This window comes from Streptomyces sp. ICC1 (assembly GCF_003287935.1).
Classification (GTDB): domain Bacteria; phylum Actinomycetota; class Actinomycetes; order Streptomycetales; family Streptomycetaceae; genus Streptomyces; species Streptomyces tritrimontium.
On record NZ_CP030287.1, the window covers coordinates 3,800,648 to 3,823,376 of the forward strand.

Consider the following 22,729-nt stretch of genomic DNA (forward strand, 5'->3'; position numbering starts at 1 on the left):
AGTGGGCGGGTAGCCGCATGGGGTGATCACCGTGGGAGTCGAAGAGGAGTATCTGCTGGTGGACCCGGCCACAGCCGTGCCGACTCCGCTGGTGGAGGAAGTGCGCCGCACGGCTGGTCTGGGAGCCCTCACGGAACAGGGAGAGGTCCAGGACGAGCTGCTCCAGGCACAGATCGAGGTAGCCACGCCTGTCTGCTCGAAGCTCGAGGAAATCGGGGGCCACCTGCTCCGGCTTCGCCATGCGCTGGCCTCGGCGGCGGAGGCCAATGGCTGCCGGATCGCGGCGACCGGTGCGGCGCCGGTGCGCGGCGCCCTGCCCGTACCCGTCACCCGGTCGGCGAGGTACCTGAGGATCGAGGGCGCCGCGCGTCAGCTGGTGGACGAGCAGCTGATCTGCGGAATGCACGTCCATGTGGCCATCCCCGACGCGGAAACGGGTGTCGCCGTGCTGAACCGGATCCGGGTCTGGCTGCCGACGCTCTTGGCCATGTCGGCGAACTCGCCCCTGTGGGACGGGCGGGACACCGGGTACGCCAGCTGGCGCACCATCGTTTTCAGCCGCTGGCCCGTCAGCGGTCCGCCGCCGTACTTCGAGGGGCTCGCCGACTACGAACGCCGTCTGGAGGCACTGTTGGGCTGCGGGGTGATCGCCGACCGGGGACAGGTCTACTGGCAGGCGAGACTGTCCGGCCGCTACCCGACCGTCGAGGTGCGCTGCCCGGACGTACAGCTGCGGCCCGACGAGGCCGTGATGCTCGCCGGCATCGTCAGGGCGCTGGTCACCACGGCGATCGCCGAGGAAAAGGCGGGCATACCGCCCGCCCCTGCGAGTGATCCCGAGGTCCTCCAGGCCGCGACTTGGCACGCAGCCCGGTACGGCCTTAACGGCACCCTCGTGGCGCCGGACGGCCGACCGCGCAGCAGCGGCGACGTCCTGTGCACCCTCATGCGTCACATCACGCCCGCACTGGAAGACGCCGGTGATCTCCGGGAGGTGAGCGCCCTGTCACACCGGCTGCTGCGAGAAGGCACGCCCGCGGACCGCCAGCGCCGAGCCGTGGCCGACGGCGGGTTGCCGGCGCTGACTGGACTGATCACCGGCACCGTACCGTCCGGCTGACCGCCGGGGCCGCCGTGCTGTCACCAGCGTGACGGCCGAACTCGACCAGGGCTCCCCCGGGCCGCGCACCACGTTGTCCTCCTTCCGCGCGAGTGCGGAGCCGCGGTCGGGGCAGGCGCAAGAAGGACACCGGCGACGCTCTTTTGTCCTCCCCTGTCGTGCCACCGTCCCCGATCGCAAGGAGAGCTGATATGCAAAAGCCCCCGTCGCAGCCCGAGCTTCCGGACCGTGTGCCGGAGAAACGTGACGCCGTCACCCCTGACCTGCCGCCCTTCGGGCCGGGAGCCCCCGACCTCCCGGACGCCGAGCGCGGACGGGCCCGGCGCGACGGCCCTGAGAGGACCGGCAGCGAGGAGAACGGCGGGTCGGGGAACAACGGCCCGGAGGCTGGCGAGCGACCGGCCGCCGGCCCTGGCAACGCCAAGCCCCAGGAGCCGACCGACTGAAGAGCTAGTGCTGTGGCCGGGAAGGTTTGCCGGGTCGCGGTGTCCGGTGCACTGCCTCTCCCCCAGCTACCGCTGGGAGGGGCCCCCGGGCGGAGGACCACGCCTCGTACTGGACGTACCGGTGTGGTCCGACAACGCGGCGAGGTGCCGTGCCGGGCGCCGCGACCCGGTGAACCTTTCCGGTCACAGCACTAGGCGGTGTTTGGTGGCTCTTTGATGAGGTCGCGGAGCCAGATGACGATGGCTGCTGTGGCCAGGGTGCCGTTGAAGATGTAGTCGCGTTTGTCGTAGCGAGTCGCGACGGCCCGGTGCTGTTTCAGTTTCCCGATGCAGCGTTCGACGGTGTTGCGCCGGCGGTACTACCTGCGGTCCAAGGCCGCCGGGCGGTCGCCGGCCCGGCCGCGCCTGCGGCGCTTCGCGCGCTGGTCGTCCGGCTGCGCGATCGTTGCTTCGATCCCGCGTTTGCGCAGGTAGGCGCGGTTGGCGCGGCTGGAGTACGCCTTGTCGCCGCGAGCCCGGTCGGGCCGGGTCCGCGGGCGCCCGGGCCCAGTGCGGGCCACGTTCAGGGCCTGCATGAGCGGGATGAACATCGGACTGTCCCCGCGCTGGCCGGGCGAGGTCAGCCAGACCAGCGGGCGGCAGCGGTCGTCCGCCAGGAGATGGACCTTGCTGGTCAGCACGCCCCGGGAGCGTCCCAGGGCCTCGCCGCCCTCCGTGTCCACACGCGTGCCGCCCCCTTTTCGGGGTGGTCGGCCGGGGGTGCATGCCGAGCTCCGGCCGCGTGCTGGCGGGCCCGGCAGGTCGTGGAGTCGACGTTGACCGCCCAGGAACCGTCCGCGTCCCGGGCGGTGGCATCGGCACCGGCCTGCAGCGCTCGCAGGATCTTCGACCAAGTACCGTCCGCCGACCAGCGGCGGTGGCGCTCGTAGACGGTCTGCCAGGATCCGTAGCGTTCGGGCAGGTCACGCCAGGGAATCCCGGTCCGCGTCCGGTAGAGCACACCGTTGACAACGCTCCGATGGCAGCAACGGAACTATGTGTTCCCACTGAGCATTCGTCAGTTCATGCCGACGCACCATGACCGACCCATGCCCGGAACGGCAACAGATCCACCACCCCGGGCAAGAGCCATCAGACACTGCCTAGGGCCGTCTCGATGGGCGGCCGCTGCCGACGTCACGGAATCCCCAATTCAGGAGGGCACAAGGATCACGCCTTCGACAATGGGCTCGTGGCGGCGGCCGATGAAGGTACCAGGGGAGCCACGGGCTCTACGGATACGACCGGAGCCACAGGGGCCACAGGCGCCGCGGGCCCGGAGCTACCGGGGCCACGGACGACCGGTGGGGCCGGGCCGTGCAACGACATCGAGAGTCTGAACCCGAACCGCACGGAGTCGTTCAGCGCGGCGCTGGTCGACGGCCAGACGTTCGCGGTTGGGGCGAGCCGGGCTGTGCTTGGCAGAACCTCTCCGACGCGGACAGCCCCGGCTACCCACCGGGGCTTCGCATCTCCATCCAAAGCCAGGGCAACGACTCCTGAGCCAAGGCCCTCACCCCAGCCAACACCGCCTGCCAGGCCCAAGGCACAGATCGACTGCGGCAAGGTTGGTGCCCGGGCCGGCCTCATCGCCGGGCCTGGGCATCCGTGCTGGGCTCGGGAGGTCCCCGGCGGATGGTCGAGGGCTTCGCGCCGCGCGGTCTAGGTCAGGGCGGTGATGACCTCGCGGGCCGCGCGCTCGCCTTCGGTGGCGCCTCCTTCCATGAAGCCCTGGAAGTCGTAGCTGCAGTGCTCGCCGCCGATGTGGACGTTGCCCTGGGCTGTGCCCTCGTATCGGGCGTAGCGGTGGAGGTATCCGGTCGGCCAGTACGAGTAGGCGCCGAGGGCGTACGGGTTGCGGTGCCAGGCCGATATCTGTGCGCGTCCGTTCCACGCGTTCTTGGTGCCGGGGAAGAATGCGTCGATGCCGGTGAGCATCCGGTTGGCGAGGGCGCGTACGTAGGGGTCGGTCTCGGTGGCGAAGGGGGTCGCGGGGGTGAGCGCCCTGGCCAGGGTGCCGCCTGCGTACTGGAGCAGGATGCCGCCGTTTCCGGGCTGGACCTTGGTGGTGTCCCAGGTCTGCTGGACGTCTGAGTCGGTGAACCAGTCGCCTGCGGAGACGCCGGGCCAAGGTCCGGTGCCGCGCCAGGGTCGGCTGGTGAACTGCATGTTGAGTTTGGTGCAGTAGCCCATGCGGGCGTCGCGCAGGAGGTTCTTCATGAGGGGGTCGAATCCGGCGGCGGTGAGGTCGATGCGCTGGAGTACGGGCAGGGGCAGGCACAGGATGGTGTGGTCTGCGGTGACGGTGCGGGTGGTGCCGGACTCATTGAAGGTGAGGGTCTGCGTCCCGTCGGCGTTGGCTCGGACAGCGGTGAGTTCGCGTCCCATCAGCAGGGTTCCGGCGGGCAGGGTCTGTGCGATGGCGTTGGGGAGTTGGTCGTTGCCGCCGGTGATGTGGTAACGCTCGTTGGACAGGCCCCAGACGTTGAAGTGGCCGGGGTTGGGCTGGTAGCCCATGAGGAGGACCAGGGCGAGGGCGGACTGGTCGACGGTGTCGGCGCCGTATTCGACGTTGTAGGCGACGTCGATGAACTGGCCCAGGCGCGAGGTGTGGCCGCCGGGGACCCGGGTCTCGATCCACTGGTGGATGGACATGTTGTCCAGGGCGGTGCCGGTGGGGGTGGTGGTGTTCCAGGTGACCTCGCCGGCGTCCTGGAGGTCTCGGCGCAGGGCTTGGTAGACGGCCTTGAAGTCTTCGTCGGCCTGGGCGCGGGGGTAGTAGGCGCCGTCGAACCAGAGGACTTCCTCCGCTCCGTTGGGTCCACCGCCGAGGAAGTCCTCGGTGGGCAAGTTGAAGCGGCGGCACAGTTCGAGGATCTTCTTGTGGCTGGTGTCGATCAGCTCGCCGCCGATCTCGGAGCTCTGGCCGTAGGCCCAGTGGTCGCGCTGGGTCCACATGCGGCCGCCGACCCGGGCGGGGTTGGCCTCGTAGACGGTGCAGGCGATTCCCGCGTCCTTGAGGGTGAGGGCCGCGGTCAGACCGGCGATGCCCGCGCCGACGATGGCGACACGGGGGTTGCCTGTAGGCGGCTTCTTGCCGTCCGGCGCGGGTGCGGTCTCAGCCCATGCGGGCCCGGCGGCGGCGCCCGCCAGGGCGGTGCCGAGGCCGAGGGCGGTGGCACGCTCCAACAGGGCGCGGCGGCTCAGGCCCCGTACGTCCGCGGCGGGCAGGGACAGCCTGCGGGCGACGGCGTGCTCGGCGGCGAGTTGCCTCAGGGCGTGCATGACGGAGGTTCGGGCCATGGCGGGTGGCTCCTCGGGTGTCAGACGTTCGCGGCGGCGGGGGAAGAGGTGTCGGTGCTGGGGTCGGTGCGTTCGGTGGCGTCTTCCAGGACGATCCGGCCGATCACCTCGTAGCGCTCGGGAGCTTTGAACTTGAGGTAGAGGCCGAGCGCCAGGCCGCCGAGGAAGACGGCGGCGACGATCCAGGGGATGAGGGTGAAAACGAGGGAGTCGGCGGCGAGTCCGGCCGCGGTCTTCATGTTGACGACCAGCAGGACGACGACGGCGCTCATCGCGATCCCGCCGAGCAGGGGAGCGGTGAACGTCTTGAACCAGTGCCGGTCCTCGGGGTGGTTCTTGCGGAAGTAGCCGATCACGGCGAAGGAGCAGAGGGTCTGGACGATGAGGATCGCCATCGTGCCGAGGATCGCGAGCAGGGTGTAGAGGTGGATGTAGGGGTCCTGACCGGTGAGCCAGAACGCGGCGACGAGGGCGATCGCGATGGCGCTCTGCACGAGGGAGGCGACGTGGGGCGATCCGTGGCGGGGGTGAGTGCGTCCGAGCGCGGGGTGGAGGAAGCCTTCGCGGCCGATCGCGTAGAGGTAGCGGGCGGCGCACTGGTGGAAGGCCATGCCGCAGGCGAAGGAGCCGGTCAGCAGGAGCCACTGGAAGGAGTCGACGGCCCAGGAGCCGATGAACTGCTGCGTGGGGGCGAAGAAGAGGTCCAGGGGGTTGGCGGAGGCGGACAGCTCGACGGACTTGGTCAGGCCGTTGCCGGCGATGGTCATCCAGGAGACGAAGATGTAGAAGAGGCCGACGCCGACGACCGAGATCAGGGTGGCCTTCGGGATGACCCGCTTGGGGTCACGGGATTCCTCGCCGTACATGGCGGTCGATTCGAAGCCGACCCAGGACCAGAAGGCGAAGAAGAGACCGAGGCCTGCGGAGGCGCCGGTGAAGGCGTTCTTCGGGTTGACCGGTTCCAGCGGAATGCCGTCCGGGCCCCCACCCGCGAACAGCACCGCGATCGCGACGGCGAACAGGACGGCTATCTCCCCGACCAGCATCACGCCGAGCGCCTTGGCGGTGAGGTTGATGTCGAAGTGTGCCAAGCCCGCGGTGACGCCCAACATGACGGCCGCGTACAGGATCCAGGGAAGGTCGACGCCGAGTTGGTCGTGCACGGTCGTCTTGGCGAAGTACGAGAAGACGCCGACGATCGACGCCTCGAAGACGATGTAGGCGAGGACGGCGAGCATCCCGGAGGCCATCCCCGCGATCCGGCCCAGGCCGTGTGAGATGTATCCGTAGAAGGCACCGGCTGCGGTGATCCGCTTGGCCATGGCGACGTAGCCGACGGCGAAGACGGTCAGGACGACGGTGGCGAAGAGGTAGCCGGCCGGGGCCCCGATACCGTTGCCGAAACCGACGGCGATCGGCAGGTTGCCGGTCATCGCCGTGATGGGCGCGGCCGTGGCGACCGCCATGAACACCACCCCGACCAAGCCGACCGAGTTGGCCTTGAGCCGGTTGACTTCACCGCTGGAACTGTGGGACATGGACGTCCTCTCAACGCTGGCGGCAGGTAGCCGACGGGAAGGCCGCCACTCTCGCCCTACGTGACCCACGCCACAATCGACATAGAGGCCCCCAATCAGCGTGTACGGACGACGAGTTGTCGGCCCGCCAGGCCGGAGAACCGAAGGCGTAACCGCCCGGTGATGTTCACGGAACCGGGAAGGAGTTAGGACTGCGTCGGCGCGCCCCCCACCGACTCCGCCCATTCCCCGATGCACAGGCCGCCCGACCCCGCTACCTGAGGACCCTCGACTACGACCTGCGCCGCCACGAGCCGTGGTCACAGCAAGGCCGTGCCCACGAACGCGTCTTCCTCGACACCGGCACCACCACGCTCCTGCCCCTGCCCCTGCCCATCCTCAAACTCCAGCGCCGCTGCAGCCCGAACACCCACCGCTGGTGCCACCTGATCGCCGTCCCACGCCCCCGCGGCGCCCACGAGCACCGCGAACCCGTCTCCATCACCAACACCCCCGGCGAACGCGACGACGGACAGAGCGACACCGAAACCGGCTTCCACCGCGCCGAACACCTCCGCCAGATCCCCGGCAACACCGCCACCGACCAACACCTCTACGGCGGCCGCGAAGACACCGAGTCCGGGTTCTCCCAGCTCGACCGTTCCCTCTGGGACCGCCAGATGATCGCCTTCGCCGCCGACGCCCAAAGCCTGGTCATCCTCGGCTTCCTCCTCGCCCAGAACGCCACCAGCGCGGCCCGCTACCGAGAAGACCCCACCTACGCCGACGCGGACGCCGAGACCGCAGAAGGCCCTCTTTCTGGAACGCGGAGGGGCCCTGGTGCCTATGGCACCAGGGCCCCGAAGGAACTGCTACACCATCTGCCGGCCCTGGAACTGCGCCGGCCTACTGTTTCCGCGTGCCTGGCCTGACTGCTGCCCGAGGCGCGGGGACCGCGGTTGCTTGACCGGAGACCACCTCGCAAACGATGTCCTGCGGTACCCGGGCTTCAACCTGCCGGCCCGGGCGATCCTGATGGCGCTTCGCTCCTCCGTTCATCCCTCGGTGATCAACTACCTACCTGCGGGGGACTGAGTACTGCTGGTACCGCTCTACTTCGAGTACTGCTGATATTGCTTCGGCAGCCAGCCCCGTTGCCCGTCCTGCACCTGCTCTGGCTTAGAACCCCACTGCCGAACCTCCCGGTGCGCGCGCCCGCAGCCGACGCCTTCACCGAGGTATCGCTCTTACTGACTTCACTGCTGGGTATTACCTGTACTGCGTACTGCACTTGCGGGTACTGCCACCTGCGTTAACCGCGGTACTGCTCTCGGCGACCCTTGATCACTGCGGGCCACCCGGTCCGGTCGCCAGTCCCGTCGCCATCCTGCAACCACCCTGGCTCCGACACTCCACAACCACACCGTCCTGCGCACTGCAACTACGGGTACTGCGTGTACTGCTGCCCGGGCAGTTCGTCTCTGCCAGGCCCTGCGGTCTGTCTGGGTTACGAGAGAAACCATAACCACGTCGCAGCCCAATGTCTACTCCGACCAACATAGATTTTCAGATGCCCGTCACCGAGGTAATCGGGTGTCGTTAGGTTCGACAGCTGCTGGCGCGGGCACAACGCCCGGGCAGGCCAGGCCCGACACCAACGACGGACCCGGAGCGCGCGATGACCACGATGAGCCCCGACCGCACAGCCCTCCGCTCCCTGAACGCCGTCGCTGGAGCACGCCAGACCGCGCGGGCGTTTCTGGAGGCCCTCTGGCACCCGGCCATCGCTCCGGAGTGCGCCGACAGCGTGGTCCTGGTCGTCTCCGAGCTGATGAACAACGCCCTGCGTCACGGCGGCGGCACCTACACCCTGCGTCTGACCGCCCACCCCGGCAGCATCGAGGTCGCCGTCGACGATCCCAGCGCCGAACCGCCGCGCATGCGTGTCCCCGACCTGAGGGACGGGACCGGTGGATTCGGCTGGCACATGGTTAACGACCTCGCCCTCGCCACCGTCATCACACCCAGGGCCGAAGGCGGCAAGACCGTACGCGCCCTCCTCCCCCGCTAACCCGCGCAGCCAGCGCTCGAAGAGTCACGTCTCGCGAACGGCAGGGTGCTCCGGTTGCTAGTGCTGTGGCCGGAAAGGTCCACCGGGTCGCGGCGCCCGGCACGGCACCTCGCCGCGTTGTCGGACCACACCGGTACGTCCAGTACGAGGCGTGGCCCTCCGCCCGGGGGCCCCTCCCAGCGGTAGCTGGGGGAGAAGCACCGCACCGGACACCGCGACCCGGCAAACCTTCCCGGCCACAGCACTAGCGGGGATCGCTGTGCCCGCCGAGCCATTTGGCGCGCCGGTGACCCGTGGCCGGGGCGGCCGTGGTGGTGGGATGGTCGTCGCCGAGTGCTTGGGCGTTTTGCGCGCGGGCGGCGTCGCGCTGCTCGATGAGGTTCTCGCGTTCGCGGTCCACGACCGCGCTCTCCCGCTTCGAGGTGAGGGAAGCATCGTGGCGAGCGAGGCGGTTGCGGCGGGAGGCCCTGCGGGCGGCCGCCAGGACGAGGGCCAGGCCCAGGACGGCAGCGGCGCCGACGGCGATTCCGTAGAGGAACAGGGCGCCGGTCGAGCTGGTGACGTGGTAGCCGAAGACCGAGAAGTCGTTGGTGAGCTCGTGGGCACTACCGAGGTTCGCCATGACCCCGGCCACGGCGAAGATCAGCGCTGCGATCAGAAGGATGAGGCCGAGGATGAGGATCATGGAGCACTCCCTGCTCCGCACTGCCGCGTGCGAATGAGCGTCGGCCGGCGGAAGCCCGCCGATCCAGACTGCGTCTACCCGAAGACGGAGGGGCTACGCGATCCCGGCCTGGCCTACCCGGCGGCCCACCGCACCTCTGGCCTATTCCTCTCGGGCCCTGGACTTGGAGCATCCCCAGCAACGACGAAGCGCAGGTACTGGTGCACGTGGATGCGACCCCGCCGGCCGCGCGTACGCCGATCCGGAGGAAGACATCCGCTTTCACTCGTTCCTGGCAGTCCCGATCCGCTATGCCGGCCGAGTGTTCCTCCATCGCCGAAGGTGACTGATCCGGCGCCTGCGATGAACCCTGCCAGCCAGCCGAGTGAGGACAAAGCCCCTGTCCCTGCGAGCCGTGCGTCCCGGCCGCGGACCGTCGCCGGATGAGCATGGGTCCGGTCAGCCGCGGTGGAAGAGACCTACACCTGCCAACCAGTGCCCTTCTCGTGGCGCAGACTCCTGTCCGCCGGGAACCTCCCGGCCCTCGCGCAGCCTGCCACTTGACGGCGTCGTAGATCGGCGAATCCAAAACCCGCCCGCCGCCTGCCCGCGGGCCTGTGGCACCGCGCTGCGCGGGAACGTTTTTCTGGTCCATGCCCCACCAACGACCCCCCACACGATGCCGTAGCGAGCCGTGACTCACCCGTCACCACCCGTACCCTTCCCACCCGGCCGGCGGCAGGCTCAGGATCCGAAGAGGCGCAGGACGCGCGGGGCGTTGGGCAGATCCTCCGGGACCGGCGCTGTTCCGGTCAGGGGCATCAGGTGCCCGTTGGCACAGTCGCCGGGCTGCTGGTGGTCGATCTCCCAGGCCCGGTCGGCCGGGGTGGAGGCTGAGCTGGTGGCGTATGAGGCTGCCGGCAAGAACGGCACCATTCAACCCACCGTTTCAACAAGACCTCCCGCCCCCAGCCCCCAGCCCCGGCCGGCCCCGGCGTCAGCATTCTCATCAGAGGCCGCCGTCCCACGACCAGGCAGCAGCCCGGCCGCCGACTTCCCCCGTCACGGGTCCTTCGAGCCGCCGGAGCGTGCGGCCGAGCGGGGGACAGCTGTAGCGGCTGGCGTGGAGTTCATCTGCCGGGACCGGGCGGGCGCCTACGCCGAGGGTGCCCGCCGCGGTGCGCCGAGATACTCACCGACCGTCTGGGTGCAGGCTCCCGGCCTGGATCGACGCAGTCGACGCCAGCCGGCTACACGGCCTCACCGGCTTCGCACTCCACCTGCTCCGGGACCTCACCGCCGTGGCGGCGGGGATCACCCTGCACTGGAGCTCCGGCAGCATCGAGGGAGCCGTGAACCGCATCAAGAAGATCAAAAGGCAGCTCTACGGGCGAGCCGGATTCGAACCACTCCGCAAGATGATCCTGCTTCAGTAGCGCTCCGAGACGGCGATCTGTGCCAGAGCCTCAGAAAGTCACTGGCTTCCCGCTCCCTCTTGCGGTGAGACTGCCGACGTGACGCTTCACGGGGATGAGATCCCAGTCGACGAGACGCTGGTCCGGTCGCTGCTGAAGGCACAGCGCCCAGAGTGGGCTGACCTGCCGTTGTCGACCGCAGGCGCGGGCACGGACAACACCATGTATCGGCTGGGCGATGACCTGCTCGTGCGACTCCCACGAACCGCCGACAAGGGACGGGCCGTGCGAAAGGAGCAGGAATGGCTTCCTCGTCTGGCGCCCTTACTCACATCTCCGATTCCCCAGCCCGTCCACGCCGGGAAGCCCACCAGCGTCTTCCCTCTGGTCTGGTCGGTCTACCGCTGGATTGACGGTGACGAGGCCAGCCCTTCCACCGTCCGGTACTGGGCAGCCTTCGGAGCCGACCTGGCGGCGGTCGTGAGGGAACTCCACGACGTTGACCTCATGGGTGCGACTCGTGCAGATGACCTCAGCTGGTACCGCGGCGGCAGCCTGGGTGCATGCGACCAGTGGATCGCCAGGTGTCTCAACGATTGCCGAACCACAGTGGGTTCTGAGCTCGACGTTGACTCCCTAGAACAGTTGTGGCAAGCCGCGCTCGCACTGCCCGAGCCCTCCGGACCCCACGTCTGGCTCCACGGCGACCTCAAGCCGACCAACCTCTTGGTCCGCGAAGGCAAACTCCACGCAGTCATCGACTTCGGAGGACTCTCGGTCGGCTTTCCCGACGCCGAGCACTCCACACTCTGGGACCTCCCACCACAAGCACGACAGGCCTACTGGGACACCTTGAACCTGGACGATGTGACCTGGGCCCGCGCCCGCGCCTGGGCGATCGCAGTGGGCGTCAGCGGCATCTCCTACTACCGGCACACCTTCCCCGCGTTCGTTGCCGAGTGCCAAGCACGACTTCGGGCAATCCTCATTGACGCCACCTCTCGTTGAGTGGCCTCCCCCGGTCCGAGAGGAACGGGCATACGGCGCAGGACCAGGGAGGGGGACGGCACGCCGCGCGAAACAGCGTTTGGCGGTGGGTGATCAGGCAGCAGGCGAGTTCGAGGAACGTGACCCAGGGCCCGAGGGGGCCGCAGGCCGAGAACTCGGCAAAACCGTCCACACCCCCATCCCCTCGTAGCCACAACGCTGCCGATCGTTCGGAAGCCGGCCCGGCCCCGCTCACTCCTCGTCCGGGGGCTGCCGGATCGCGGCCACGTGGGGGGGCGCTACATGGGTGTGGCGTGCCGCGGCTGGTTTGCCGTGGCACGCCCTTCGGTTCAGTTGGCGGCAGCTCGCAGGCCCTGTGGAAGTGGCTGCCGGAGTGGGCTAGGAGCCGTGGTGGTGGCGTCCGCGGCGTCCCCAGGACTCGGTGTCGATGACGTTGCCGCGGTTGTCGCGGAGGGTGGCGGTGTCGCGCTCGTCCCAGATCTGGTGGCGGCGGTCCTGGTAGACGTCACGGTGGGTGTCGCGGCCCTGGCCGGTGTGCACCTTGACGCTGGAGCGACCGTCCAAGCGGAAGCCGTTGAAGCGGTAGCGGTTGCCCTGCTTGTCGGTGAGGGTGAAGCCGCGCAGGTCCACGGTGTGGCGGCCGGTGTTCTTCACCTCGACCCACTCGTTGTTCAGGGCGCGGTTGTCGCGCCCGCGGCCGGCGTTCTCGACGTCACCGATGACGATGGAGGAGTGCGGGCCGCGGCGGTCGCGCCGGTCGTCGTCGGCGGCGGCAGGCACCGCCGCGGCGCCGACTAGGGCGCCGACGGCCAGGAGGCCGGCGAGAGTACGGCGGGTGGCGAGAGAAGCAGACATGCAGAAGGCCCCTTCAACAGACAGCCCAGCCCGGCTTCATGCGCGCGGGGTGGACTCCGAACAGTTCCCGGCGTCCTGCCGAGAAGCCACACTCTGACCCCACACCACGCCCGAAAGCCATGCAAATAGCGCGTGTTACGTAATCCAGACATACTGGCAACTCTCCCTTGTAGACGGCATGCGTCAAGGCCGCATTGACCCTCACACGCAGCAGTTCTGAGGTATGCCCAGAAGGCTCGTGGACCGCGGCGCCCCGCTCCCCGGCGCCCGGCTTCTCTGCCACCGTCGGCCCTGCGCCGTACGGGTTCAATGCCCCGTAACAGCCGCTTCTGCCGTTCTTTCGAACGTCTATAGGCAAGGGGTACTGGCGTACCCCACGACCACTTCCGCCCCGAACAGCGAAGAGCGGACCGGCAACCTCATCTGGACCGGCTCGGGGGAGGAACCCATCGCCTTGGACCCGCCACCATGCGCGCCATCGCATGCATCCTCACCGCACAAGCCGGCCCGATGGACGTCCAACCCGTCACCATCGCCGGATCGCCAGCCCCCTGAGCAGGGCAAAGACGGTGGAGGACGGTCCTGCAGTGCCGTAGAGTGGGTTTCACCGACGCGGGGTGGAGCAGTTCGGTAGCTCGCTGGGCTCATAATCCAGAGGTCGCAGGTTCAAATCCTGTCCCCGCTACTGAACAGAAGGGCCCGGATCCACAAGGATCCGGGCCCTTCTGCCATACCCGGGAACGCGGCGGACATCGCGGCACCCTGCCTTGAAGCACTCGACGCCGGTGGCACAGCTGCTCAACACGCCGCCGCAGGGTCAGAGTGACGTCTCCGGCGATGGCTCCGACCTGTCAGTAATCACCCCACGTTCGTCCACGCCGTGGCGCAGGTGCGCCACGCCCGGTGGGTGGCTTTGGCCTGCGGATGGCGGCTACCGGTGGATCACCACGCAGGGAATCGCGGCCTGGCTGGGCGGGGTCGGATGGGTTCCACCGACCAGGAGGGCGAGGAGGACGGCGATCGCTTCGTTGCGCAGGACGCGGGCGGCCTGCTGGAGCTTGTGCGGATCCGGGAGGGCAGTGAGAGGGCCACGCACTCGGGCTCCGGGTTCAGGGCTCCGGGTTCAGGCCGTCGAGGGTGACGGCGATCGGGTGGGTTACTGCGGCCGCGGAGGTCAGGGCGTGGAGGCGTGCGCTCGGTGTGGGTCAGGTGGGGGTCAGGTGGGGCAGAGCGTCTTCGGCAGGCCCTTGGGGAGTACCGCGCGTTCGTCCGCGTCGAGCTCGCGTCCGAAGACGGCGCACAGGTGGCGTTTCCAGAGCGCGGGGTCGAGGCGCAGGAGCCGCATCCTCCCACCGTCCGGAGAGGTCATCAGGAGTGACCTGCCCTGATCGGCCCCCGCGAGGAAGCTCCGCCTCTCGCCGAGGTCGTAGGAGTCGTTGCGCACGGGGTCGGCTCCCCGCTGGAAGAGGACGGACTTCCCGTTGGCCAGGTAGAAGCCGGAGCCGGAGCCCTCCAGCGCGCCCGCGGTCCATCGGTTGGCGACCAGCGGTCCGATCGGGCCCAGCACCCGCTGTGTCGGCCGTCCGTGCTTGAGGCTCCACATCTCCACCATGCTGCCGGAGGTCAGGAGCAGGGCGAACTTCTGGTCCGGGTGCACCACGAAGGAGATGACGTCCTGGCGGCCCAGGTCAACCCGCAGCGACTCGTCCTCCTTGCCCGTGCGCAGGTCGATCGTGCGGAAGGTCGTCTCGCCCACCAGGTGGACCTGTACGAACCCCGGCCGCCGGAGCGGTCCTACGGTGAAGGCCGGCATCTGTGCCGCTTCGCGCCGCAGGTCCCGTACGTCGAGCGGCGCCGACAGGCGTTCGCCGGTCTCGGCGTTCCAGTGTTCGACGAGGGGCCCCGACACCGTCATGACCTCCTTGTCGCCGGTGAAGTGGAACTCCACCAGCTCGGGGTTCCCGCCCTTGTCGGCACCCGGCTTGGGCGGCTTGGGCGGCTTGGCCGTCCTGAACTCCGTCACCTTGCGCAGGCCCGGGAGGGCCCGGATCACGATGCGGTTCTCGTCGGCCACGTCGGCCACCAGCGTTTCGCCGCGGTTGGCGGCCAGGGGTTGCTTCGCGTTCGGCGGGATCTTCGCGTCAGTGGTGACCTCGGCCAGGGTCTTTCCGGCCGCCGCCGTCTCCGCGACCCGTAGCCGGTCGCCGTCCTCGCCCACGCGGACCACCATCGACTTGCCGTGGTCCAGGAGTTCCGGAGGGCTGAGCACAGTTGCCCCGTCCGATTCCCACAGGAGACTGCCGGTCACGGCGGTCTCGGCCGTGGTGACCACCACGGGGGCGTCGGGACCACCCAGGAGGGGCAGATGGGGGGCGGACCTCTCCGTCCGCCCTACGAACCGCTTCGCCACCGTTCCCGTCCGGGTGTCGATGGTGGCCCAGTATCCGCCCCGCCCCACGGCGAAGCGGTCTCCCGCCATGTCGAAGGCGACGTCCAGACAGCTCTCGTTGCTGCCCGGGGGCGTGTAGCGGATCAGTTCACGGCCATCGGTGACGCCGATGATCTGGTAGACGGCCTTCTCCGTCGTGTCTTCGCCTTCGTTTCGGCAGACGGCGAGGACCTGGCCGTTCCCCGAGACCCCGACCGCCTGGCGGGAGGGCGCGGGTGCGGTGAGCTCGCGCGTCTTGCCCGTACGCAGGTCGACCGCAACGGTGCTCAGGGTGAGGTCCTTCAGCAACTGAGTCGTCTCGCCGACGAGCGTGTCCTCGTCGGCGAACCACACTTGCGACAGCTCGGGCATCCCCTCCGGAAGTTGCCGGAGCTGTCCTGTCCTCAGGTCCCCGACCCTCGGACGCCGATCGACCCCCGTCACGACGACCTGTTGGCCGCTCGGGGAGAAACCCGCCTTGTGGTCGCCCGTGGGCGCTCCGACGCTGACCTGCTCGAACCCGCCGCCGCGGAGCGGCCGCGCGGGGCCGAGGACGTCCTTCGCCGTGGGGTCCACCTCGTGCCAGATCGGGGCTCCGGTCTGCTCCAGCATGTAGGCGATCTTCCGGCCGTCCCCGCTGACCATCGGAGAATGGCCGTTGCCCGTGAGGTTGAGGTAGCGGCGCGTGGTCCGTCCGTCGGGGGTCCTTACGAACAGCGTCGCGCGCCCCAGGCTCGACGTCACGAGCGTCACCCCGCCGTCGGAGCTCATCGCGGTCGCCGCGATCTCACCCTGGGCTCCGGTCAGCGACCAGGAGACGTCCTGCACCGCGTTGTACCTGCGCAGCATCGCGTTGCGGGCCTCCTGTGTCGGCGAGACCTCGTAGGCGGCCACGGACGCGAGCGAGGCGAGTCCCTGATCGGTGGTGGCCATCCCGTCCGAGAGGGTGGCCAGGGCGCGGGAACGTCCCTCCGCGGCCCGTTCCTCGGTGACATCGCGCTGGTGGAGGATGAAGGTCCCGAGGCCCACGATCGCCGACAGCACCACGGCGACAGCGGTCCACCCCGCGCGTGCACGGCGGCGCAGACGGGCGCTGCGGCGCCGCGCCTGCGCCAGGAACTCCTTCTCCCCTTCGCCGAGCTCGTTTTCGCGGTCGCCGAGCCAGGTCCTGATGACGCGCAGTTGGAATGCTCCCGGCAGGAGCCCGGCGGGCCTTCCGTCCCTTTCCCAGCGGTCCCGGTCGTGGCTCAGCTCCGCCCGGCCGGCGAGGAGCTTGGCGTCCTCGGCAACCTGCCGGCGCAGGACCGGCCAGGTGGCGATCAGCGATTCGTGGGCGAGTTCGGCGGTCTCCGGTTCGCCCCGACCTCCGTGCAGGACGAGGAGGCGGCGATCGGCCAGTGCCTGTGCGATGCGCCAGCGCTCCTCGCCCGCCTCCTGCCGGGAGAGCCTGCGCCGCAGCGGCAGCGTGCCTCCGGGGAGCATCCGTACGAGGCTGGTGAGCAGGCCCAGCGCTTCGCGCTCCACCTCCGCCCGATCTCCGACGCATGCCTTCCAGGCCTTGTCGGAATGGGATTCGAGGGCGCCGGACACTCCGCCCATCGCCTCGTACCGCGTGGCCAGCAGGCGGCCCCCGGACTGCCCCTCCCACAACTGCTGCAGCACGAACCCGAGCAGGGGCAGGATCCCCGGATCGCCCCCCGTGTCCTCCAGGATCCGCCGGTCGAGCCCCGGGTCGTAGGTCACGGAGGGGACCCGCTCCAGCGGCTTGGTGATCGCCGCCTCCAACTGCTCCCGGGTCATGGGGGTGAGCGGCAGCGCCACGCCGTCGTGCAGCGCCGGGCCCAGGCGCGGGTGCTTCAGCACGGCGTCCATGAAGTCGGAGCGCAGCACCACCAGGACACGGAGCCCGTCTCCCGCCGGGCGCCGCGAGAACAGCAGGTCGGCGCACTCGTTCAACTTGGCTTCGGAGTCGTCTCCCAGGAGGGCTTCGGCCTGGTCGAGTACGACGACGAGCTTGCCGTCCGTCAGGCCCCGGCCCCGGTCCCCGCCTTGGCCCCCGTCCTGGCCCCCGCCTTGGCCCCCGCCCTGGCTCCGGACCCGGTGGAAGGTGTCGACGAGACCGATGCCCGCGAGCCAGCGCTCCACCGTGTCGGGGTCATGCCCGGAGGAGGACGCGGCGGACAGTTCGGTGGCGAGGGCGGAGAGGGGGGACGAGAGCCGGCCGGCGTTCAGCGTGAGCACCTCGTACCCCTCCTGGCGCATGCGGGGCAGTACGCCCGCCAGCGCGAGGGAGGACTTGCCGCAGCCCGAGGGCCCGTACAGGGTGACGACCCCGCGGTCGCCCTTCAGGGCCGTGACCACGTGGTCGGCGTCCTCGTCCCGCCCGAAGTAGACGTCGCCGTCCGTCTCCAGGAACGGCTTCAGCCCGCGGAAGGGTGAGGGCGGCAGTACGACCCGGGCCAGCTCGGGGATCTCGCGCAGGATGGCCCGGGTCCGCAGTACGTAGCCCTGCTGGGTGTCCCGCTCGGGCTGGGCCGCGACCATGAGGCCGACCACGGCGCCTTCCTCCGTGTCCCACACCGGGCTGCCGCTGAACCCCCGCCTGATGTGCGGCGACACCCCGTCGGCCCGGGACAGCTGGAGCCAGCCCTCGCTGGTGCCTCCGGCGAACCGGCCCCGGAACCAGGTCTCACCGGGCTCGCCGTCCGTGAACCCCACCGCGAGCGCCCCGTGTTCCAGGACGCTTTCGGGATCGGCCATGGGCAGCAGCCGTACGTCGCTGACCGGCTCGGTCAGCCGCAGGACGGCGATGTCACCCGCCCGGCCCGAGCGGATGGGCACCCAGTTCTCGACCACGGCCGGCCACTGCCACGGCCCTTCGCCGTCGGTGCGGCCCTCGTCGAGCGGAAGGTCCACCGTGACCGCGGCCCCGGTGAGGTCCTCCTCCCGGGGGCGCCCCGCCGCGTCCGACACCACGTGCGTGCAGGTCAGTACCAGATCCCGGAAGGCCGAGCCCACCTCCCCCGACACCGGATACAAGTTCGACCTGAAGACCGGCAAGGTGGTCTCCGCGGAGACGGCCGCCTGGTATTTGGCGCGCGACGGCCAGGCCTTCCTGCCGTCCGAGGAGTCGGACGCCTTCGTGGCCGATGCCGGGGAGTTGTCGGTGGACGCCTGCGTCCGCGGGATCGAGACGCGGCCGGCCGCCGCCCTGCCCTTCGGCGCGCTCGCGAAGGCGAGGCCGTTCTGCGTGCACAGTCCGGACCGGAGCGAGATCGCGATCGTGCGGCTGGTCGAGGCCTCCCCCGACGGCGCCGTCACCATCTCCGCGGACCATTACCGCCGGAGCTGAAGCCCCCGCGGAGCGGGGCCCGGCAGCGCCCGACCCGAGGGGCCGAACCTGTACGGACCTGCACGGACCTGCACGGACCTGCACCGGCCGACCCGGACCGCCAAATCCGGGTGACGCCCGGCCGGGGCGTTCGGCAGGATCACCGCATGACCCTGCTGCTCCCGCCCCGCCTGACCGCTTCCGCCGCCCGGATCCGGGACGCCGCCCGCGCGCGCGGGCTGGACACCGTACGACTGGACGGGTTCGCCGTGCCCGAGGGGCTGCGGGCCGGGCATCTGCACGCCGGTCCGCGCTTCGCCGACGCCGTGGCCCCCGGGATCGGGATCGGGGTGCTGGAGGCGCCGTCCGACTGGCTGGCGCGGCTGCCCCTGGAGTTCACCGGGCGGGAGGTCCTGCTGATGCCGATCCGCGAGGCGTACGGGCTGCGCCGGCCCGTCTTCGTGAAGTCCCCGAACGACAAGGACATCCCGGCCCTCGTCTACGCCGACGGCTCGCGCCTGCCGGGGCCGGACGCGGTGGACGGGCAGACGCCGGTGCTGGTCAGCGACGTGGTGCGGTTCGCCTCGGAGCACCGGATGTTCCTGCTGGACGGGGCCGTCCACACCGCGAGCCGCTACGCCGAGGACGGCCGCCTGAGCCTGGGTCCCGCCTCTGCCGACGCGCTCGCCTTCGCCGCCGGCCTGCCCTTCGCCGGCCTCCCGTCGGCGATCGTGGTCGACGTGGGCCTGGCCGGCGGCCGCTGGTCGGTGATCGAGGCCAATGCCGCGTGGGCCAGCGGCACCTACGCCTGCGATCCGCAGCGGGCCCTGGACGTGGTGCTGCGCGCGGCGGCCCCGCTGCCCTCCTTCGCCGCCCGCGACCGGGAGTTCCTCCGGTGATCCGCGCGCGGCCCGTGAACCGGAAGGGCGGGGCGCCCGAAGGCGCCCCGCCCGTTGGACCAGGAGCAGGTCAGCCCTTGTCGGGGCGGTCCGTGACGCGCAGGGAGTTCAGCAGGGGTTTGCCGAAGCCGCTGTGGGTGACGAAGCGGACGTTGAGGACTCCGTCGGTGACCGTGACCGTGTAGGTGCGGGTCAGGGCCGTGTAGGTGCCCGCCTCCAGGGAGACGTCCAGGGAGGGCAGGACCTGGGTGCCCTCCGCCAGCACGTCGAAGACGCGCTTGTTGGGCTTGGTGGAGGAGAGCTCCGCGAAGCCCAGTTCCACGGTGTAGGTGCCGTTCGGGACGTTGTCGAAGCGGTATTCGTACATGCCCTCGCGGGCGTTGCGGAACAGCTTCTGGTCGCTCGTGCCCGCGATCGTGCGGCTGGTGGACTGGGTCGAGCCGTTGCCCTGGTAGCCGTACGAGCCCGCCGTGTACTTGCGGTCGGGGGACCATCCGTCGCCCAGCGAGTCCGTGCTCGCGCTCGTGGAGCCCGCGTCCAGGGCGACCTGGTAGCGCGGGACGACGAGCTTGACGGGAACGGTGAGCACGGGAGTGCGGCCACTGGCCGAGGTGATCTTCAGATCGGCCGTGAGCACGGTGCCCGGGGCCAGGCCCGTGGTGTCCACGGACAGCGTGAGCGGGGCCTTCCCGCCCGTCGGGAGGTCCCCCGAGCCCGGAGTGACCGTCAGCCAGGCCGCGTCCTCGGCCGCCGTGAAGGCGGTGCCGAGACCCGGGTTGGTGAGGTCGAGGGTCCTCGTCCGCTTCTGGCCCGGGGGCAGGACGAGCTCGACCGCCGGTTTCGCCGGCGTCACCTTGCCGGTGCGCAGGGACCGGGTCACCGACGTGACGTCGGCCGCCTTGACGTCCACGGTGGCCGCCACCGGCTCGTACTGCGCCGCGGTCAGCGCGAGTTCGCGTGCGCCCGACGGGCTCTGGACCACGTACCCGCCGTCGGCGGCCGTGACGGCCGAGACGGCCGCGGCTCCCGTGCCGACGGTCACGGTGGCCCCGGCGATGCCGTTGCCGTCGTTCGCGTCGAGCACCCGGCCCGCCACCACACCGCTCTTGGTGGTGCGGAAGGCGATGGACAGCCCGTCCGTGATCACGGGCGTGTTGAAGGAGTACTTGAAGGCGTCGGTGCCCGTCGCGTTCTCCACGCCGACGGTGGCGGTGGAGCCGCCCTTGATGCCGGTGCCGCCGGTCCCCTTGTAGGAGTACCGCACGGTGCCGTCCTCGCCGATGGCCGCGGAGAAGGAGAACTTGTCGGACTGCGCCGACCAGTGCGAGACCTCGCGCCACTCGATGACGTAGGTCCGGTGCGGCGCCGTGCCGGTGACGGAGGTGAAGACGCCGGACCCGCTGCCGGCCGCGCCGACGACGAGGTCGTCCCAGAACGGGTACAGCGCCGCGTTGGGCGTGGCCGCGCTCGGGATGTCCCCGTTGATGTCGCCGGTGTTGTTGCCGCCGAAGCTGACGGTGCCGTTCGTGCCGATCCAGGCCTGCCCGTACGTCTTGCCGTACAGCGGCAGCGGGAAGGGCAGGTCGACGCGCTCGGTGGTGTTGTCGCCGGTCAGCGCGAGCTGCCGGTCCCCGGCCTGGTACGGGCTGCCGCCGGAGGCCGCGCAGGCGTAGCCGTAGCCGTCGGTGCGTTCGGGGAGGTTCACCGCGACGGTGGTGTCCCCGGCGACGGTGAGTTTGGCCGTGCCGCCGGTGAGGCAGCGCGAGGCGTGGGTGGCGCTCACGTCGTACGTGCCGTGCGGCAGGGTGACCTCGAAGCGGCCCTGCGCGTCGGTGGTCGCGGTCACCGGGGTCTCGGCGATCGCGACGGCGGCGCCGGCCAGCGGGCCGGAGGCCGAGGAGACGGTGCCGGTGACCTTGCCGGAGGCGGCCGCGGTGAGGGTGATGTCGCCGGTGGCGGTGGCGTTCTCGGTCACCGACACGGTCGCGCCCTGCTGCCCGTAGCCGAACTTCGAGGCGGTCAGCGCGTAGTCGCCCACGGACAGGGCGGTGAAGCGGTACGTGCCGTCGGCCGCGGTGGTCGTCGTGCGGTCGATCGGGCCGTCGGCGACGATCTTCGCACCGGCGACGGGCTGCCCGCCGGCGCGCACGGTGCCGTCGATGGCGCCCACCGCGCCGCGCGGGGCGGCGGTGACGGCGGCCAGGGCGTCGAGCTTGCCTTCGCCGAAGACGTTGTTGTCGGCGGCGGTGCCGCCGCACTGGCTGCTGTCGGTGTCCAGCGCGGTGCCGTCCAGCAGGGCCGTGGTCTGCGCGATGTCGCCTTCGAGGGCGGGCGCGGCGGACCAGAGCAGGGCCACGGTCGCGGCCGTGTGCGGCGAGGCCATGGAGGTGCCGGAGAACGACGCGTACGCGCCGCCGGGGACGGAGGAGCGCACGTTCACGCCGGGAGCCGCGATGTTCGGCTTGACGATCCCGCCGGGGCCCGCGCCGCGCGAGGAGAACGACGCGATCGCGCCGTTGACGTCGAAGGCGCCGGAGCTGTAGGAGCTCGCGTAGTCACCGGGTGAGCCGCTGGTGGTGCAGCCGGGGCCGGCGTTGCCGTTGGAGAAGGCCGGGAAGATGCCGGCCGCGCGCCAGGTGTCGACGATCTGCTGGTACCAGGTGTCGCCGCCCGAGCCGCCCCAGGAGTTGTTGACGATGTGCGGGGCCAGGTCGGGGCGCGGGTTCTGGCCGTTCACGTCGGTCGGGGCGACGATCCACTGGCCGGCGGCCAGCAGCGAGGCCTCGGAGCAGGAGGTGGTCTCACAGCCCTTGGCGGCGATCCACTTCGCTCCCGGGGCGACACCGATCTTGTTGGCGCCGCCGTCGTCGCCGACCATGGTGCCCATGGTGTGGGTGCCGTGGTCGTTGTTGTCGCAGGGGGCCGCGGTGGGGCAGACGCCGGCCGGGTCGAACCAGTTGTGGTTGTGGTCGTAGGTCCCGTCCGCGTTCTTGCCGCGGTACTGGTTGGCCACGGCCGGGTGGGTGTGGTCGACGCCGCTGTCGATGTTGGCGACGACGATGCCCTCGCCGCGCACGCCCAGCTGGTCCCAGACCTGCGGCGCCTTGATCCGGTCGATGTTCCACTCGACGGCGTCGGCCACGGCCTTCTCCCGCTCGCCGTCCGCGGGCTTCGGCAGGTCGATCTTGTCGTCGGCGTCGATCCGGGAGACCTCGGGGCGCTGGGCCAGGGCCCCGGCGAGCTTCTCGGTGCCGACGACGCGGACCGCGTTCACGATCCAGTACGAGGTGTACTCGGCCTTCGCGCCGTCGAGGGCTTTGACCACCTCGCTCTGGCTGCGCGAGGCATGGTCCTTCTTCAGCCGCAGAACCGTTTCCGCCTTGGCGGCGCGGGTCTGCTGCCCACCCGCGGCGGTGAGGTCGGCCGCACTGTCGAGGTAGACCCAGAACACCGCCTTCGCGGAGCCGTCGAGCTGGGCGCGCAGGCTCGGCTCGATCTTGCGCTCGGCCGCGCCCGGGGTGGGGCCGGGGTCCGGAGCGGCGGCGGCGACCCCCGCGCCGACGGGCAGGAGCAGGGCCGCGGCGAGCGCGGTCAGTGCGGCCCGCACGGGTCGTAATCGCGTGCGTGAGCGTG

17 protein-coding genes, 1 tRNA gene and 1 pseudogene are annotated in these 22,729 nt (G+C 70.4%); 9 read left to right on the forward strand and 10 right to left on the reverse strand.

All coding sequences use genetic code 11. The annotated features are described in order from the left end of the window. The first annotated feature begins 22 nt into the window (after positions 1-22). Positions 23-1,120 carry a glutamate--cysteine ligase gene (locus DRB96_RS17955; protein ID WP_112449382.1) on the forward strand — a complete coding sequence of 366 codons (1,098 nt, stop codon included), beginning with the start codon at positions 23-25 and terminating at the stop codon, positions 1,118-1,120. A 191-nt stretch (positions 1,121-1,311) separates the two neighbouring features. After that, positions 1,312-1,566, forward strand: coding sequence for a hypothetical protein (locus tag DRB96_RS17960; RefSeq protein WP_112449383.1), 255 nt, complete (start codon positions 1,312-1,314; stop codon positions 1,564-1,566). Positions 1,567-1,757: 191 nt separating this feature from the next. Here the strand turns inward: DRB96_RS17960 and DRB96_RS17965 are convergent. The 4 genes and pseudogenes from DRB96_RS17965 to DRB96_RS17985 all read right to left on the reverse strand — a co-directional run bounded on the left by DRB96_RS17965 (position 1,758) and on the right by DRB96_RS17985 (position 7,132). Beyond that, positions 1,758-2,642 (reverse strand): annotated as a pseudogene (locus DRB96_RS17965) (IS5 family transposase). A gap of 625 nt (positions 2,643-3,267) precedes the next feature. Continuing rightward, positions 3,268-4,908, reverse strand: coding sequence for an NAD(P)/FAD-dependent oxidoreductase (locus tag DRB96_RS17975; RefSeq protein ID WP_112449385.1), 1,641 nt, complete (start codon positions 4,906-4,908; stop codon positions 3,268-3,270). 20 nt (positions 4,909-4,928) lie between these two features. Continuing rightward, positions 4,929-6,446 (reverse strand): APC family permease, encoded by a 1,518-nt coding sequence (locus DRB96_RS17980; protein WP_112449386.1) that lies wholly within the window; start codon positions 6,444-6,446, stop codon positions 4,929-4,931. 299 nt (positions 6,447-6,745) lie between these two features. Beyond that, positions 6,746-7,132, reverse strand: a complete 387-nt coding sequence (locus DRB96_RS17985) for a hypothetical protein (RefSeq protein ID WP_112449387.1) — start codon at positions 7,130-7,132, stop codon at positions 6,746-6,748. On the opposite strand from DRB96_RS17985, the gene DRB96_RS17990 reads away from it, so the two are divergent. Both DRB96_RS17990 and DRB96_RS17995 read left to right on the forward strand, forming a co-directional pair. Further along, positions 7,106-7,357 (forward strand): hypothetical protein, encoded by a 252-nt coding sequence (locus tag DRB96_RS17990; protein WP_112449388.1) that lies wholly within the window; start codon positions 7,106-7,108, stop codon positions 7,355-7,357. The two genes, DRB96_RS17985 and DRB96_RS17990, sit on opposite strands and share 27 nt — an antisense overlap. A gap of 746 nt (positions 7,358-8,103) precedes the next feature. Further along, a complete protein-coding gene (locus tag DRB96_RS17995; protein WP_112449389.1) occupies positions 8,104-8,496 on the forward strand; it encodes an ATP-binding protein in 393 nt (130 codons plus the stop codon). A gap of 244 nt (positions 8,497-8,740) precedes the next feature. Here DRB96_RS17995 and DRB96_RS18000 read toward each other — a convergent pair whose 3' ends face one another. Together DRB96_RS18000 and DRB96_RS18005 are read right to left on the reverse strand one after the other, a co-directional pair. Continuing rightward, positions 8,741-9,181: a hypothetical protein gene (locus tag DRB96_RS18000; protein WP_204357759.1), complete on the reverse strand. Its 441-nt coding sequence runs from the start codon at positions 9,179-9,181 to the stop codon at positions 8,741-8,743. Between the two features lie 723 nt (positions 9,182-9,904). Further along, the gene (locus DRB96_RS18005; RefSeq protein WP_162688810.1) at positions 9,905-10,084 is read right to left on the reverse strand and encodes a hypothetical protein; all 180 of its coding nucleotides are present in this window, start codon (positions 10,082-10,084) and stop codon (positions 9,905-9,907) included. A gap of 254 nt (positions 10,085-10,338) precedes the next feature. On the opposite strand from DRB96_RS18005, the gene DRB96_RS18010 reads away from it, so the two are divergent. Both DRB96_RS18010 and DRB96_RS18015 read left to right on the forward strand, forming a co-directional pair. Then, positions 10,339-10,596: a transposase gene (locus DRB96_RS18010; protein WP_239516548.1), complete on the forward strand. Its 258-nt coding sequence runs from the start codon at positions 10,339-10,341 to the stop codon at positions 10,594-10,596. Positions 10,597-10,674: 78 nt separating this feature from the next. Next, positions 10,675-11,583 carry an aminoglycoside phosphotransferase family protein gene (locus tag DRB96_RS18015; RefSeq protein ID WP_112449391.1) on the forward strand — a complete coding sequence of 303 codons (909 nt, stop codon included), beginning with the start codon at positions 10,675-10,677 and terminating at the stop codon, positions 11,581-11,583. 378 nt (positions 11,584-11,961) lie between these two features. Here DRB96_RS18015 and DRB96_RS18020 read toward each other — a convergent pair whose 3' ends face one another. Beyond that, positions 11,962-12,438 carry a lamin tail domain-containing protein gene (locus DRB96_RS18020; protein ID WP_112449392.1) on the reverse strand — a complete coding sequence of 159 codons (477 nt, stop codon included), beginning with the start codon at positions 12,436-12,438 and terminating at the stop codon, positions 11,962-11,964. A gap of 611 nt (positions 12,439-13,049) precedes the next feature. Between DRB96_RS18020 and DRB96_RS18025 the strand changes: the two genes are divergently transcribed. After that, positions 13,050-13,123, forward strand: a tRNA-Met gene (locus tag DRB96_RS18025). A gap of 246 nt (positions 13,124-13,369) precedes the next feature. Here the strand turns inward: DRB96_RS18025 and DRB96_RS43025 are convergent. Then, positions 13,370-13,534 carry a hypothetical protein gene (locus DRB96_RS43025; RefSeq protein ID WP_162688888.1) on the reverse strand — a complete coding sequence of 55 codons (165 nt, stop codon included), beginning with the start codon at positions 13,532-13,534 and terminating at the stop codon, positions 13,370-13,372. A gap of 120 nt (positions 13,535-13,654) precedes the next feature. Further along, entirely contained in the window at positions 13,655-17,842 is a 4,188-nt protein-coding gene (locus DRB96_RS18030) for a serine protease (RefSeq protein WP_204357760.1), read from the reverse strand. Positions 17,843-17,846: 4 nt separating this feature from the next. Here DRB96_RS18030 and DRB96_RS43805 point away from each other — a divergent pair, with 4 nt between their 5' ends. Then, entirely contained in the window at positions 17,847-18,218 is a 372-nt protein-coding gene (locus tag DRB96_RS43805; RefSeq protein ID WP_204357761.1) for a hypothetical protein, read from the forward strand. 146 nt (positions 18,219-18,364) lie between these two features. Further along, positions 18,365-19,096 carry an ATP-grasp domain-containing protein gene (locus DRB96_RS18035; RefSeq protein WP_112449394.1) on the forward strand — a complete coding sequence of 244 codons (732 nt, stop codon included), beginning with the start codon at positions 18,365-18,367 and terminating at the stop codon, positions 19,094-19,096. Between the two features lie 70 nt (positions 19,097-19,166). On the opposite strand, the gene DRB96_RS18040 is transcribed toward DRB96_RS18035, so the two are convergent. Then, entirely contained in the window at positions 19,167-22,703 is a 3,537-nt protein-coding gene (locus DRB96_RS18040) for a S8 family serine peptidase (RefSeq protein WP_239517739.1), read from the reverse strand. Between the last annotated feature and the right edge of the window lie 26 nt (positions 22,704-22,729).

Coding starts and splice junctions, on each gene's coding strand:
- DRB96_RS17990 (WP_112449388.1), top strand. CDS start 7,106: ATGATCGCCTTCGCCGCCGACGCCCAAAGCCTGGTCATCCTCGGCTTC.
- DRB96_RS17980 (WP_112449386.1), bottom strand. CDS start 6,446: ATGTCCCACAGTTCCAGCGGTGAAGTCAACCGGCTCAAGGCCAACTCG.
- DRB96_RS17975 (WP_112449385.1), bottom strand. CDS start 4,908: ATGGCCCGAACCTCCGTCATGCACGCCCTGAGGCAACTCGCCGCCGAG.
- DRB96_RS18000 (WP_204357759.1), bottom strand. CDS start 9,181: ATGATCCTCATCCTCGGCCTCATCCTTCTGATCGCAGCGCTGATCTTC.
- DRB96_RS17960 (WP_112449383.1), top strand. CDS start 1,312: ATGCAAAAGCCCCCGTCGCAGCCCGAGCTTCCGGACCGTGTGCCGGAG.
- DRB96_RS17995 (WP_112449389.1), top strand. CDS start 8,104: ATGACCACGATGAGCCCCGACCGCACAGCCCTCCGCTCCCTGAACGCC.
- DRB96_RS18020 (WP_112449392.1), bottom strand. CDS start 12,438: ATGTCTGCTTCTCTCGCCACCCGCCGTACTCTCGCCGGCCTCCTGGCC.
- DRB96_RS18035 (WP_112449394.1), top strand. CDS start 18,365: ATGACCCTGCTGCTCCCGCCCCGCCTGACCGCTTCCGCCGCCCGGATC.